The following is a 13,951-nucleotide window of genomic DNA, read 5'->3' on the forward strand; positions in this document are numbered from 1 at the left end:
CTGCGCGATCAGGTAGCCGGGCACGTCGCGCCAGGCGAACCGGCCCCGCACCGCCACAGCGATGGTGACGGCGGGGTTGAGGTGGGCGCCGGACGCGGCGCCAAAGATCCACACGGCAAGGGTGAGTGCCACCGCGTAGGCCGCGGCGACGCCGAGGGATCCTTCGGTCGCCGCGAGGGTGGCGGACGTCTACCGGCATCGATGTATTTGGCCGGGCGACGCTGCCGGCGACGGTGCCGAATGCGGCCGGTGTTTCCCGAGCCGACCGTGCGGCTGGCGAGCGGTACTGCCTGCGGCGGGGTACAGCGCTCCAGCCGACGCCGCCGGACAGGCCCGACCAGCCAGCGAGGCGAAATCCGGCACAGGCAGCGTGTATGGATTGCCGAGGCCCGGCGATACCATGAGGGTCTCCCAGCATGTGGGAGGAGGGGCGGCGTGTGCCGGCTGGCCTTCGAAGCGGGGCAGGCGATGCCGTGCACCCACCAACCGGACGGCCGCCTCGCGGTGGCAGCCAGCGATGGTGGCGCCCGGCCGCGGAACCGTGTGACCTCTCGCGGTAGACGCCGTCGCAACAGCAGTCAATTCAACCGTACGGGCCGTGCCGGGGAGCGGCGGGGTGGCGGTCGGGATGACGCAGCAGTACATCGCCGGTGAACTGTCGATCCTGCTCGCGCGACTGCAGGCCGTCGCGGCGGACGAAACGGCCGCCCGAGACGTCGCCGGGCTGCGCCGTGAGGCCGAGACCCGGCCGGTGGCAGCGTTGACCCGCGTGGTGGTGCGCGCACTGGCGCTCGACGACGGTCTGTGCTGGAACTCCCTCGCGCGTGGCGATGAGGCGGCCTTCACCCGCCAGGCCCGGGTCGGGGCCGACCTGCGGGAGTTCAGCGTCTGCGCCGGCCTGCTCGCCGACCCATAGCCCCGCCGACCGGCACCGATTGCCACCACCTCCCGAGGAGGACAGCCACATGAGCGCGGAGCAGCAGCCGCAGGTTTCTGAGGCTCAGATCGCGGTGCACTGGCGTGAGGAGGAGTACTACCAGCCGCCGGAGGCGTTCATCGCCCAGGCCAACGCGGCCGACCCGGCCATCCTCGAACGCTTCGCCGAGGAGCATTTCCCAGAGTGTTTCACCGAGTACGCGAACCTTTTGGACTGGGACGCCGGCTGGCACACCACGCTGGACACCAGTAACCCGCCGTTCTGGAAGTGGTTCGTCGGCGGCCGGCTCAATGCCTGCTACAACTGCGTGGACCGGCACCTCGCGACCAGCCGGAACAAGGCAGCGCTGATCTGGGTGCCGGAGCCGGAGACCGAGGACACCAAGGCGGTCACCTACCAGGAGCTGTACCGGCGGGTCAACGAGTTCGCCGCACTACTGCGCGACTTCGCCGGCCTGCAGACTGGTGACCGGGTCACCTTCCACCTGCCGATGGTGCCTGAGCTACCGGTCGCGATGCTGGCCTGCGCCCGCCTCGGCGTGATCCACTCCGAGGTGTTCGGCGGGTTCAGCGGCGCCGCGTGCGGCGACCGGATCGCCGACTCGGGCAGCCGGATCCTGGTCACCATGGACGGCTACTACCGCAACGGGGACCTGGTCGACCATAAGACCAAGGCCGACGAGGCCCTCGACCGGGCCGCGGCGCTGGGCCAGCGGGTCGACAAGGTTCTCGTGTGGCGACGCCACCCCGGCCAGTACGCATCGAAGTCGCCGATGGTTGACGGCCGGGACTTCTTCGTCGACGAGCTACTGGCCGACTATCGCGGGAGGCTGGTCGAGCCGGTGTCGATGCCGGCCGAGGCGCCGCTGTTCCTCATGTACACCAGCGGCACCACCGGCCGGCCCAAGGGCTGCCAGCACAGCACTGGCGGGTATCTCGCCTACGTGGCCGGCACCTCCAAGTACTACCAGGACATCCACCCGACCGACACGTACTGGTGCGCGGCGGACATCGGCTGGATCACCGGGCATTCCTATATCGTCTACGGCCCCCTCGCCTTGGGCACCACCAGCGTCATGTACGAGGGCGTACCCACCTACCCCGACCCCGGACGCCCGTGGCGCATCGCCGAACGCCTCGGCGTCACCATCTTCCACACCGCACCCACCACCATCCGGATGCTGCGCAAGCTCGGCCCAGACGAGCCGGGCAAATACCACTACCGGTTCAAGCACATGACCACCGTGGGTGAGCCGATCGAGCCCGAGGTGTGGCGCTGGTACCACGACACGGTCGGCAAGGGTACGGCGGTCATCGTCGACACCTGGTGGCAGACCGAGAACGGCGGCTTCCTCGGCGCCACGCTGCCCGCGCTGCAGCCGATGAAGCCCGGCAGCTGCGGCCCCGGCGTGCTCGGGGTCTATCCGGTGATCTACGACGAGAATGGTGATGTTGTCGAGGCCGGTAGCGGGCGGGCCGGCAACATCTGCATCCGCAACCCGTGGCCAGGCATCTTCCAGACGGTCTGGGGCCAACCCGACCGGTTCGTGCAGATCTACTACGAGAGATACTGCCGCGACAAGGACAGCACCGACTGGCACGACTGGCCGTACTTCGCCGGCGACGGGGCGGTGCAGGCCGCCGACGGCTACTTCCGCATCCTCGGCCGGGTCGACGACGTGATCAACGTGGCCGGCCACCGCCTGGGCACCAAGGAACTCGAATCGGCCAGCCTCACCGTGCCCGAGATCGCCGAGGCGGCCGCCGTCCCCGTCATCGACGAGCTACGCGGCCGGGCCGTGGAGATGTACGTGGCCCTCAAACCCGGGCTGGCCCCCAGCGACGACATCGCCCGGAAGGTCACCGCCGCGATCGAACACGAAATCGGCAAGATCGCCCGACCGGCCAACGTGTGGATCGTCCCCGACATGCCCAAGACCCGCTCCGGGAAGATCATGCGAAGGGTCATCGCCGGCATCTCCAACTTCACCGACGTCGGCGACGTCTCCACCCTGGCCAACCCCGAGATCGTCGACGACATCCGCCACCACATCCAGGCCGCCAAACTCGCCCGCGGCCAAGTCCCCCGCGAACTCACAGCCCAGGAAGCCGAAGAGATCAAAGCCTTCGGCCACACCGAATAACAGCCACCATCCACCCGGGTGTGGCAACAACCCGAATCGTCGTGCGTGCGCCCCACGCTGTGGCGATCCCCGCGTCGCCGGCCGCGACCTGCTCTGTGGACCGGCGTCCGCGATGAGCAGCTATAGGCGCACCGGCAGGATAGCGTCTAGGCGCGCGATGTCCGAAGCACCGACCGTACTGGGTACGGAGGTCGCCGCCGGCGCGCAGGTCGGTTTGATGACCCGGTAGTCGGCGAGCTTCTGGTCGTCGTCGCGGGCCCGCAGCGTGATCGCGGCGTAGGTGGTATGCCGGTCGCGGGAGACCAGACTCGGGGCGGGGGTGGTGTAGATGGAGACCGCCCGGGCCACCTGCGGACCGCGGGCGACGGTGTCCAACACGCTAGTGACCGCCAAGACGCTCCACCGCGCCCGGACCACGGGCGCGGCCGGGGTCGGCGTGGTCTCGGTGGCCCACCGGATGACCTCGGTGATGGCGAACGCGTAGGCGATGGCCCGGCCGGCCAGGACGAGGTGTTCCTGCCGGGGGTCGCGGTCGAGGAAGCGCAGGTCCACGCGGTGTGCGACGACGCTGGGTGCGGTGGGCGGCCAGCTGCAGGGCCGCTGGGTACGGCCCGGGGCACCGAAGGACAGTTGCGGCAAGTCCGCGCCGAGTTGCCAGAGGCGGTAGCCGGGTTACGGCTGACCCGCGTGGCGACACGCGTCCTCAACGAGATCGAGTCGGCTCAGGCCGCGGCCTCTGGCTGCAGTCAGAGGTGGGCCGACATGATCGCGGTCGAGACGACGCAGGGCTCCCGTGCGCGTGCCGCCGTTGGCTCGGACCCGTTCTCGGCCGGGGAGCGGGTCCGCCTCTGCGTTTACCGTGTTCCGAGCAGTGAGCAGGGCACGGGGAAGCCCGCTGGCGACTTTGAGCACGGCGTAGTCCTGACGCCGCAACGTCGGACCCTGATTGAGAAATCGCTGCTGGCGGCGGCCGCCGGGAAGTGCTCGACGCCGGCGAGCCGCTTCGCCGTGCTTTCAGCGGCTGACGGCGCGACTGCTGAGGTCTACGTCGAACTCGACCGGTGCCAGCGGATCATGACGGTTCCCGCCGCTGGCAGTCCGGTCCTCGCGCAGGGTGATGCCGGCTTGGCCGCACTGCTTGACCAGTAGTGGCGCTAACGCTCAGCGGGCTTGTCTCAGCCATCGGCCGCCCGACCGGCACTGACCGGGCAAAGACCGATCTGGGCGGTGGGAAGGCTCCAACGGCATCGGCCGGCACAGCGGCGAGTGCCGCGGGTAGATCTGCGGTATCGCGCGGTGTTCGCGGCAGTGCGAGCACGGCCCGAGGTGATGCGTGGGTCGCGGCATCCGAAGTGGATGCCGCGACCGTCGCATGGCGACGCGGCCGCCGATGCCGGCACGGCAAGTAGCCGCTCGGCCGGGTGGCGAAGGTGCCCCGGGCCACGGGTACGGCCGCGGAGCCGCGGTGGGTAGCCGAGGATCTTGGCCAGCTGGACGCTTGCCCGTTACCACGACGGTGTCCGCCCGCGCGGTAGAGCTGGTCACCTGGTTGCGCCGCGCGGCCAGATCGCCCAGCACCGCGCCGACCGCGTCCGCGTCTCAGTCGATGACGCCGTTCTACGGTTTGTGTGCGATAACCAGCTCCCAGCCGCCGGGTAGCATCCCAATGTTTTCGAAGCCGAGCTCCTCCAGAAGGCTGGTGTAGAAGTCCACATCGCGCAGGCGACTGACGCAACTGTCGACGCCGATGAGGAAGTAGGACCAGAAGAACTGCATCGCCAGACGGTCCGGGGTGCGGAACTCTTCGCAGATCAGCAGCAGCCCGCCCGGTGGCAGGGCCTGGTATGCCTTCTCGAGCAGTCGGCGGGAGATGGCGGTTGGCCAGTCGTGCAGCACCCGGACAAAGGCCAGCGCGTCGTAGCCGGGTGGCAGCGGTTCGGTGAGGAAGTCGCCAGCGACGAAGCTCAGGCGTTCTGGGTGACCGCAGCGGCTTCGGGTCTGCTCTACCAGCGGGGCGACTGCCGGCAGGTTGTAGACGTCGACCATCAGGTCCGGGGCGTCGTTGAGAACGTGTGCGGCAAGCGTACCGTCGCCGCCGCCGACGTCGAGGAAGCGACGTCGGCCTGGCCACAGCCGGTGAGCGTGGTGGTGGAACGTCTCGATGACCGGGCCGAGCCCGACGGACATGCTCTGCTCAAAGGCGGCGGTCTGATCGTCCGTTTTGGGCGGCCAGGCGAAGTCGTCATCGGTCATGCCGATTTCGCCGCGGAGACTTTCCGCCAACCGGCCGTGCAGCCGCCGCCACGGGTACCTGTCTCGGTCGCGCTCGACCGCGTCCGGTCCGACGACCGCCGTCGTGGCGGCCAGGAGCCCGGGGACGGCGCGGTACGCGGCCTCATTGATGTCGTCGCTGGGCTCGTCTCGCTGGATGAATCCGAGACTCTCCAGGCAGTCCAGGAATTTGTAGAGGCGCAGTGGTCGCAGCTCGAAGCGTGCGGCGAGTTCGCGAAGGCCGGCCGGCCCCGGTTCCAGCGCGTCGAGCAGTCCGATGTTGAGTGCGGTCTCGAGCACGTCGATGGCTTTGGTCCCGTTGATGAGCAGACTCATCAGTGCGCGGGGAGACAGCGGTGTGGTGGTCATCGTCGAATTCCTCGCCATTCGTGCTCAAGTGCGTCCATGAATTCGTCGATCTCATCGAGGGTGTTGTAGATGTGAGGGCCGATCCGTAGGTAGCCGCGCCAGCTGCAGATCATGTTCCGCTCGGCTAGTCGCCGCTTGATCGCCTCGCCGTCGGGGATGTCCAGGCACACGACGCCGCCTCGCCGGTGCGACTCCACTGGGCTGACCACCTGGATGCCGGCTGCTTCAGCCCGGGTCAGGATCCGCTCCGTACACGCCAGTGAGTGTGCCCGGATGGTCTGGATGCCGACACCGGCCAGCAGGTCCAGGCCGATCTGGGAGATGAGTGAGGTGAGCGGGAACGGTGTCCCGCCGGCGAACCGTTGGGCGTCGGGCGCCCAGCCCGTCGACGGCTGGAACGTCAGCGCCCGGTTACCGGCCTGCCAGCCGGTCGCCGCCGGTTCGAGGCCGGGTAGCAAGTCCGGACGAATGTACAGGAACGCATTCCCGACGCCGCACATCCACTTGTGCGCGCCGCCGAGGACGAAGTCGACGTCGAGCGCGGTAACGTCGAGCGGCATGACTCCGACGCTCTGAAAGGCGTCGACGATCACCAGGGCACCGACGTCGTGTGCACGTTTCACCAGACGGGGCAGGTTGATGGTGGCACCCGAGGTGTAACTGGCGTGCGGTACACACACCAGCAGGGTGCGCTCGTCGATTCGCTGTTCCAGTGCCTCCTCGTCGACTTGAGGGGCGCCGGAGCCGACCACGTCGAGTTGGGCGCCGTACCGGCGGAATGCGTTCCAGATGAACGGGATGGTGGGAAATTCCAGATCGGTCGTCGCGACCCGGTTGCGGGGTGCGTGGTAGTTGAAACAGGTCGCGATCCGCGTCAATAGGGTGCTCAGATTTGCGTCGGTGATCACACTGCCCGGAGGGGCGCAGATGAACGCCGCTAACCCGTCGGCGTATTTCTGGAGGCCGTCGTGCCATCCTTCCCAGACGTCGTCCCGCCACGTGCGTAGCGTCTCCCAGTAGCGAGTCAGGACGTTCTCCGCGGCCCGCGGCACGGCACCGGTCGAGTTGTTGTTGAGATAGACGCAGGTCTGTAGCAGCGGAAACTGGGCACGTATCGCGGCGTTCGGGCCAGTATCGGGACGTCGGGTCGTGTCGACCCTACGTTGCGGGTCGGGTTCACTCACTCGGGATCGCCCCCAGTCGGTTCGGCGCGGTGTAACGGAAGAGGAGTCGTAGTGTCAGTGGTGAAAACGGGGATGGATCGCACCGCAGCCAAATATGGCGTCCCCTCGGTGTATCCGGTTCCGGAACGGGCGCCGAGCATCCGGGTTGCTATCCGGTAATGCGTTTGGCGCCATTGGATCAGCGCCGCGGCGAACTCACCCATCCGCTTATCGAGCAGGCGACGGTCCGGTTCCGTCAGCAGGCCGGCCCGAACCGCCGCCCGGCACGCTTGCTCGACCGACGGCTGTCCGGCCAGCACTCGGTCGCGGACCTCGGGCACCGACCGGTAAGCGATGGACGCCAATCGAGGCTCCTCCGGTGTACGGCACAGCGACTCCACCAGCTTGTAGGAGCGAGACTGGACGGCGCTGGCCCCCTCGGTGTGGACCCGGAATGTCCGGAACGACTCCGGCTGCATGCTGGCCATCAGCGAGAAAAGCGGCGAGGAAAGATTGAGCAGGTCCCGGGCGTACGCCAGTCGATTGGCCGCCGGCCGTGGCAGGCCGCCGGCCAGGGCGCTGATGGTCGACTGCAACTCGGCGGCAAGTAACGCGAATGTGCATTCGTACGCCTGGAGCACCCGGATGAACAGGTACTCGTCGTGCACCAGATAGACCGGCAGCATGCTGAGCCGTAGTTCCCGCTGCTCCGCGGCAGTCTGGTCGGCGACCACAACTGCGTGCAGCGCAGCCGCCGCGGCCGCCGGCTCCGGGTTGTCGACCGGTGCTGACAGTCCCAGGCGGGTCAGTACGGGCGATGCGGCCCGGATCCCGAGCCGGTAGCGCTTGACCACCAGGGCCGGTTCCGGACGTTGCTGGGGCAGCAGGTCGGTGGTGCGGGCCTCGGCGGCCAGCTCGAAGGCCAGGGCATCGGCGATCAGTTGCAGGTAGAGCCGGTCCTGTTGGCGTCGCATGCCCGCCGGATCCGCTACCCGCCGGTCGTCGGTGAATTTCGCCCGGGGCATCCGGAGCAGTTTCAGCGCCAAATAGGTCTGGTAGTCGTATCGGCCGTCCCACTTATCGAGCGCGACGTCGAGGAAGTTCCGCAGGAACCGGACGGAGGAGTGCTCTCCGGCGGTCGTGGCTGCCGCTCCGCCGGCCGGCGGTGCGGCAGAGGCCGTCCGGGCCTGGTCGAGGAGAGCGAGTAGCTCGTTGGCCACGAAATGCTTACCGGTCCGGTGGAATTCCGCCAGGACCTCGGAGTAAGGGAAGCTGTCAGGATTGGATCCACCAGACAGCCAGTTCATCAGCTCACGCACGGACCGTACCTCAGCGATCTCGAAGTCGACAGACGCGGGCGGTGATGATCTGGCCCTCAGGAGCCACATAGGAGCCCTGGTCGGGACGTATCAGCGTGGGAGTCGTGCCCCGCTGAGCCGCCCAGGGCGATGTTCGCGCGGACCTGCCACACGTTCGGGAAGAACCGGTGATCGATCAGCTTGGCGAGCATGTCCGCTGGGCTGCCCTTGCTGCCGATGACACCGTGGCTGCCGATCCGTATGGCGATCTTGTAGTGCCGCACCCGCCAGAGCGAGACCCGCTCATCCCACTCCACCATCGCCTCGGCCAACCGATAGACGGGGTCGGCCGGCTCTCCGGAGTAGAGCGTCAATAGGTCGATGTGTCGCTCGGCGAGGAATCTGACGAACGCCTGGCCGAGCTTCCGGCTCGCGGCCTGGGCCTGCCGCCAGCCTGGCGACTCGGCACCCGAGCCGTTGCCGAGCGCCGGTTGGAGCGCCTGGAAATCGGCTGGCGTCAGGTGGCGGAACATCTCCAGTTGTTCGGTGACGAGCCGGACCGCGAGCGTCGCCCTGGCCAGTAGCAGTTCGGCCTGTGTCGGCTCGCCGTCGTCGATCCGGACGGTCGCCTCGGTCAACTCGGCCACCGCCAGTTTGAGCCACAGCTCAGTGGACTGGTGCACCACCTGGAAGAGTAGTTCGTCGCGGTGAACCATCTCCTCGGGGCGCCGTTGCAGGTCGAGCAACGCGTCCGTACGGATGTAGCGCGCATAGTCCGTGTCGCCATCGCCGGGCAGCGCAGGTCGGCTGTTTCGCTTCACGAATACGTCCCTCTCCTTCGGGGCCGGCGAGTCCGACCCCGCCGGGTCCAAATAGGATCATTGCGTCGATGGCTATCCAACGACAAGAGCCAATATCCAAGAGGCCTACCTATCGTCCAACGCGCAGGGACGGACCCCTCTTCATTGCTCACCGTGAAACCGCGCGTACGGGGACCGACTTCGGGGCTACCCTCTTGGTGTCGTTCTTGCAGCTTGAGTTGCAAATGCGTGCCCCAGCAGTGTGCCGGAGGCGCCGACTTCCGACAGCGTTCACAGGACGATGGCGACATATCGTCCGCAGTCAATAGATGTAACACGCCTGTCACGCGTGAGAAATCTTCGGCCGTGGCGCGCCCATCGCGACGTCCGGCCAGGTCGTACGCCCCATGACAACAAGATCGCCGTGGCTCAGCTATCCGGAGCTTGAGGCAATGCTGTTTAGGTAGGCCGTTTGCCGAGGTCAGTGTGGTGTGTGCTGACGTTCGTTGTCGGTGCCGGTACGGTGTTGGCTGCGTCTCAGGTGGACAGTCTGATGTGGATGCCTGCCCGTCGGGGCCGGTTGTCCGGTCACATCGGGTCGGTTGCGGCGTGCCGAGCAGCGGGTCAACGGTGAGTTGTATCTGCGGGGGCTGCTCACCGACGGGGGCGTAAGTCGATGCAGCCGATGGCCGACCGACTCGGGGGTGGATCATCAGCGGTTACGGCAGTTCGTGTCGTCCTCGACGTGGGACCACACGGTGGTGCGGGCCAACCTGGCCCGGTGGGCACTGGCCGCGGTCGGCCCGAACGCGTACGTGGTCGACAACGTCGGCTTTCCCAAGGATGGCGACGCCTCGCCCGGGGTGGCCCGCCAGTACTGTGGGGCGTTGGGCAAGACCGGCAACTGCCAGGTCGGCGTCAGCGTGCACCTGGTCACCGACACCGCCTCGGCGGCGGTGAACTGGCGGCTGCACGCCGTTTCGGGCCGCGTAGCGCGGACGTTTCGGCTGGCTCGGCCAGATGCGCTGTCATGCCGGCGTTGGCCATCTCCTCGGGGATGTACCGCCAGCCGCTGCAGCCTTCCATCGCGAACGCCACCGGCCCGACCGCGGTCGGGTCGAACCGGGTCAGCCAATCGGCCAGGTGCTCCCGGTCGGCCGGTGGCTCAGCCGGCTCGGCCTCATGCGGGTAAGCACCAACTCCCGGCTCGGCCGGCGGATGCGAGCCCGCGGCGAGTTCATCATCGGCACCACCCGACGCCGGCTGCAGCGGGCCGGCGTGCGGTTCCGGCCACGCCTGATCGACGCGCACGGGCACACGGCACGGTTCGCCGACGGCAGCACCCTCGACGTCACCACGGTGATCTGGGCCACCGGCTTCCGGCCCGACTACTCCTGGCTGCACATCCCCGGCGCGGCCGACGGCGGCCGCATCGCCCACCGGCGCGGGGTGACCGAGGTTCCCGGCCTGTATGTCCTCGGCCTGTCCTGGCAGCACACCCGCGGCTCGGCCCTGCTCGGCTTCGTCCACGACGACGCCGCCTACCTCGCCAACCGCATCACCGCTCACGGGCAGGCCACCACCCGGCCGCTCGAGTCGCCCGGCCAGCGGAAGCCAAGGAGCGCGCCCGCCGGGGTGAGGGCGTCGACGCCCCAAGATTGACTGCACAAGCGTCGCGGACAACTGCGCGTGGGCCGTCATGATGCTCAGCGATGCGGCCAATGCGAGGTCGGCTCGATGACGCCGCGAGGCTGTCTCGGCCCGCCAGCGACCCACGAACGACCGCACATCGGATCCATGTGGGTGTCGACTGTCCGACTGCGCCGTGCGCCCTGCTCTGAAAGTCTGGGTATTCCGCCCGCTGCAGTGGACCGGGACTGTGGCCGAGATGGGTCGTTGCGAGAGTCATTGGCTGTCCGCATTTGTTGCGATTGCGCCGCTCGCACTCGTCGGCGCTGGGCTCACGACCGCCAGGAGTCGGTGAAGGCGGCCGGACGTCGGTGTCCGTGCGGTGACCCTTTCTTAACTGATCATCTGCCGGGAGGTGCGCATGCCGTTCTCCGCCCTGCCTGACTGGTTCTCGTGGGAGAACCAGGGAGCTGACACCGCCGCCGCCGACCTCACCGGGTCGGGCCGGCCCGACCTGGTGGTGTTCATGGTCGACAACAGGCCGCAGGCCAACCGGGGGCTCTACCGGGTGGGCCGCGACCTCGACCAGAACGGGGTCGTTGCCGGCGGCTGGACGCCGTGGATCGACGTGCCGGACTGGTTCTCCTGGGACAACCAGGACGCTGGCGTTGCTGTCGCCGACGTGACCGGATCGGGCCGGCCCGACCTGGTGGTGCTCATGGTCGACAACGGGCCGCAGGCCGACAGGGGGCTCTACCGGGTGGGCCGCGACCTCGACCAGAACGGGGTCGTTGCCGGCGGTTGGACGCCGTGGATCGACGTGCCGGACTGGTTCTCCTGGGACAACCAGGGCGCTGGCGTCGCCGTCGCCGACGTGACCGGATCGGGCCGGCCGGACCTCGTGGTCTTCATGGTCGACAACGGGCCCGAGGCCAACCGGGGCCTGTACCGGTTGGGCCGGGACCTCGATGTGAACGGGGTGGTGACCGGCGGCTGGACACCGTGGATCGACGTCCCGGACTGGTTCTCCTGGGACAACCAGGGCGCCGGCATCGATGTGGCCGACCTGTCCGGCTCGGGCCGGCCCGACCTGGTCGTGCTCGCCGTGGACAATCCGGTGGGCCGCAACCAGGCGTTCTACCGCATTGGCACGGATCTCGGGCCGGACGGCGTGGCGGCCACCTGGTCCGTGCCGCTCGGCATCAACAACTGGCCCTCCTGGGAAAACCAAGGCGCGGGGGTTGCCGCGGCCGACCTGGGCACAGGGCCAGCGGCCGTCGCCCTCGCCGTCGACGCGCCGCCCGGCGTCAACAACGCCTTCACGCTGGCCGTTCCGCTCCATGAGGACCCCGCCGTGCACGGCACCTGGGAGATACTGCCGTACGACTCCCAGGTGCTGGCCATCCACGCCGCCGTCCTGCGCACCGGCCACGTCCTCTTCTTCGCCGGTTCCGGCAACAACACCGTCCGTGACGCGGACCCCTCCTTCGGAGACGTCACGCAGGGCATGTGGACCAGCGTCGTCTGGGACCCGGATGCGCCGGCGGGGACCAACTTCGCGCACCCGGCCACGCTGGACCGGGCCGACGGCCGCCCCTTCGACTTCTTCTGCTGCGGCCACGCTCCCCTACCCGACGGCCGGATCCTCGCCGGGGGCGGCAACCTGGCCTACAACCACGGCAACAACCTCGGCCAGCGCGATGTGGCCTCCTTCGATCCGACGACCGGCCAATGGTCGACCCGACCACCGACGGCACACGGCCGCTGGTACCCCACGCTGCTGTCGCTTCCCGACGGGCGGATCCTGGCCGTCAGCGGCAAGAACGACACCAACGGCGACCTCAACCCCGAATTCGAGGTCTACGACCCCGGCCTCGACCAGTGGATTCAGCTGCACCCACCGGCAAACTTCGTGGGCCTGCCCTTCTACGCCCACCTGTTCGTGATGGCCGACGGACGCGTGTTCTTCAGCGGCGGCCGGATGGACGACGGTCGTCCCCAGCAGGCCGGCATCCTCGACCTGGGCCACCAGCCCGTCGGGTTCCAGCCGGTGGCCGCAATTCTCGACGGCGTCATGCGTAACCAGTCCTCGAGCGTCCTGCTGCCGCCGGCGCAACGCCAGCAGGTGATGATCATGGGGGGTGGGCCCGGGATGGAGATGGCCAACGCCACCGGGCACACCGAGACGGTCGACCTGCAGGCGGCGGCGCCGGCGTACCTCGAGTCGACGCCGATGAGCCTGCCCCGCATCCACCTCAATGCCGTTCTCCTACCGGACCGCACGGTGTTCGTCAGCGGTGGAGCGATGACCCACGAGGGTGGGGCAATGATGCCCATCCCCCGCCTGCAGTCCGAGATCTACGATCCCGAAACCGGCCAATGGCGACCCGGGGCGGTGGCCGACGTCGTGCGTCTGTACCACTCGGTGGCGCTGCTGCTACCCGATGGCCGGGTGATCACGGCGTGCGGGAACCCGCCTCCCTACGGCAACCGGGCGCCGTGGGAGCCGCCGCAGCCCAACGAGGAGCTACGCCTCGAGGTGTACCGGCCGCCCTACCTGTTCCGGGGCGCCCGACCCGAGATCACAGCCGCCCCAACGGAGTGGGGCTACGGCCAGACGGTCACCGTGCAGTCACCCCAGGCGGGTGGCCTCTTGTGGGCCCAGCTGATCAGCCCCGGCTCGACCACCCACGCGTTCGACTGCCACCAGCGACTGGTCGACCTGCCCATCACCGCCCAGGGAGTTGTCCAGCTCCAGGTAGCGACTCCAGCCGGACCCGGCCTGGCCCCGCCCGGCTGGTACATGCTCACCGTGGTTAGTCAAGACCGGATCCCCTCGGTTGCCCGCTGGGTTCACCTGACCTGAGCAGCTCGCGGACTCGATAGGTGGAAAGAGGGAGCGACCTGCAACAACGGTCCTTGAACTCCGGGATGGGTTCGTCAAGCATGAGATCTCTCGACGAGCTCATCGTCAACGGTCACCGTCGGACTATCCGCGGGGCGATCCGTTGTGGACCTCCTATCGACCACAGGCCCTACGAGTGTGACCGGTGCACGACGGTGAGTCAGGGCGAGCGTGATCGGCTGATTGCCGCGATCCGAGCCCTGGACACCACCAAGTTCTACGGCGACGGGGTGTCGTACTGGGACAAGCAGGAGGATATCCACAAGGACGCTCACGTCGGTGGCGTGGACGTGCACGGCGGACTGGGGTTCGTGCCGTGACACCGGGAGCTTGTCAACCGGACGGAGGAGCTGATCCGCGAGGTCGATCCGGACCTGTCGCTGCACTATTGGGATTGGTCGACCGATCCACGCAGCACCAGCGGTGGGCGGGCGAA

11 protein-coding genes and 2 pseudogenes are annotated in these 13,951 nt (G+C 68.3%); 7 read left to right on the forward strand and 6 right to left on the reverse strand.

Annotated features, from left to right (window positions below; genetic code table 11):
* A pseudogene (locus VGR06_RS14495) lies at positions 1–153 on the reverse strand (aquaporin); the annotation flags it as partial.
* Positions 154–628: 475 nt separating this feature from the next.
* On the opposite strand from VGR06_RS14495, the gene VGR06_RS14500 reads away from it, so the two are divergent.
* Positions 629–916 carry a hypothetical protein gene (locus VGR06_RS14500; protein WP_327559588.1) on the forward strand — a complete coding sequence of 96 codons (288 nt, stop codon included), beginning with the start codon at positions 629–631 and terminating at the stop codon, positions 914–916.
* Positions 917–965: 49 nt separating this feature from the next.
* A complete protein-coding gene (acs, locus tag VGR06_RS14505; RefSeq protein ID WP_327559589.1) occupies positions 966–3,080 on the forward strand; it encodes an acetate--CoA ligase in 2,115 nt (704 codons plus the stop codon).
* 120 nt (positions 3,081–3,200) lie between these two features.
* Here the strand turns inward: acs and VGR06_RS14510 are convergent, their stop codons facing one another.
* Positions 3,201–3,632 carry a hypothetical protein gene (locus VGR06_RS14510; protein ID WP_327559590.1) on the reverse strand — a complete coding sequence of 144 codons (432 nt, stop codon included), beginning with the start codon at positions 3,630–3,632 and terminating at the stop codon, positions 3,201–3,203.
* Positions 3,633–3,842: 210 nt separating this feature from the next.
* On the opposite strand from VGR06_RS14510, the gene VGR06_RS14515 reads away from it, so the two are divergent.
* Positions 3,843–4,229 (forward strand): hypothetical protein, encoded by a 387-nt coding sequence (locus VGR06_RS14515; RefSeq protein ID WP_327559591.1) that lies wholly within the window; start codon positions 3,843–3,845, stop codon positions 4,227–4,229.
* Between the two features lie 468 nt (positions 4,230–4,697).
* On the opposite strand, the gene VGR06_RS14520 is transcribed toward VGR06_RS14515, so the two are convergent.
* Genes VGR06_RS14520 through VGR06_RS14535 form a run of 4 tightly spaced genes read right to left on the reverse strand, consistent with a single transcriptional unit; the run spans position 4,698 to position 9,053 of the window.
* Positions 4,698–5,720 carry a methyltransferase gene (locus tag VGR06_RS14520; protein ID WP_327559592.1) on the reverse strand — a complete coding sequence of 341 codons (1,023 nt, stop codon included), beginning with the start codon at positions 5,718–5,720 and terminating at the stop codon, positions 4,698–4,700.
* Positions 5,717–6,904, reverse strand: coding sequence for an aminotransferase class V-fold PLP-dependent enzyme (locus tag VGR06_RS14525; protein ID WP_327559593.1), 1,188 nt, complete (start codon positions 6,902–6,904; stop codon positions 5,717–5,719). Before VGR06_RS14525 ends, VGR06_RS14520 begins: the two co-directional genes overlap by 4 nt.
* Positions 6,901–8,202, reverse strand: coding sequence for a hypothetical protein (locus VGR06_RS14530; RefSeq protein WP_327559594.1), 1,302 nt, complete (start codon positions 8,200–8,202; stop codon positions 6,901–6,903). Before VGR06_RS14530 ends, VGR06_RS14525 begins: the two co-directional genes overlap by 4 nt.
* 56 nt (positions 8,203–8,258) lie before the next feature.
* Positions 8,259–9,053, reverse strand: coding sequence for a tryptophan 2,3-dioxygenase family protein (locus VGR06_RS14535; protein ID WP_327559595.1), 795 nt, complete (start codon positions 9,051–9,053; stop codon positions 8,259–8,261).
* A gap of 563 nt (positions 9,054–9,616) precedes the next feature.
* On the opposite strand from VGR06_RS14535, the pseudogene VGR06_RS43885 reads away from it, so the two are divergent.
* The 4 genes and pseudogenes from VGR06_RS43885 to VGR06_RS14555 form a co-directional block, all read left to right on the forward strand.
* A pseudogene (locus VGR06_RS43885) lies at positions 9,617–9,892 on the forward strand (transposase); the annotation flags it as partial.
* 232 nt (positions 9,893–10,124) lie between these two features.
* Positions 10,125–10,643, forward strand: coding sequence for a hypothetical protein (locus tag VGR06_RS14545; protein WP_327559597.1), 519 nt, complete (start codon positions 10,125–10,127; stop codon positions 10,641–10,643).
* Between the two features lie 388 nt (positions 10,644–11,031).
* A complete protein-coding gene (locus VGR06_RS14550) occupies positions 11,032–13,476 on the forward strand; it encodes a galactose oxidase-like domain-containing protein (protein WP_327559598.1) in 2,445 nt (814 codons plus the stop codon).
* 194 nt (positions 13,477–13,670) lie between these two features.
* Entirely contained in the window at positions 13,671–13,835 is a 165-nt protein-coding gene (locus VGR06_RS14555; RefSeq protein WP_327559599.1) for a hypothetical protein, read from the forward strand.
* Positions 13,836–13,951: the final 116 nt, after the last annotated feature.

Source organism: Actinophytocola sp., assembly GCF_036002505.1.
In the GTDB taxonomy this organism is placed as follows: Bacteria; Actinomycetota; Actinomycetes; order Mycobacteriales; family Pseudonocardiaceae; genus DASYTH01.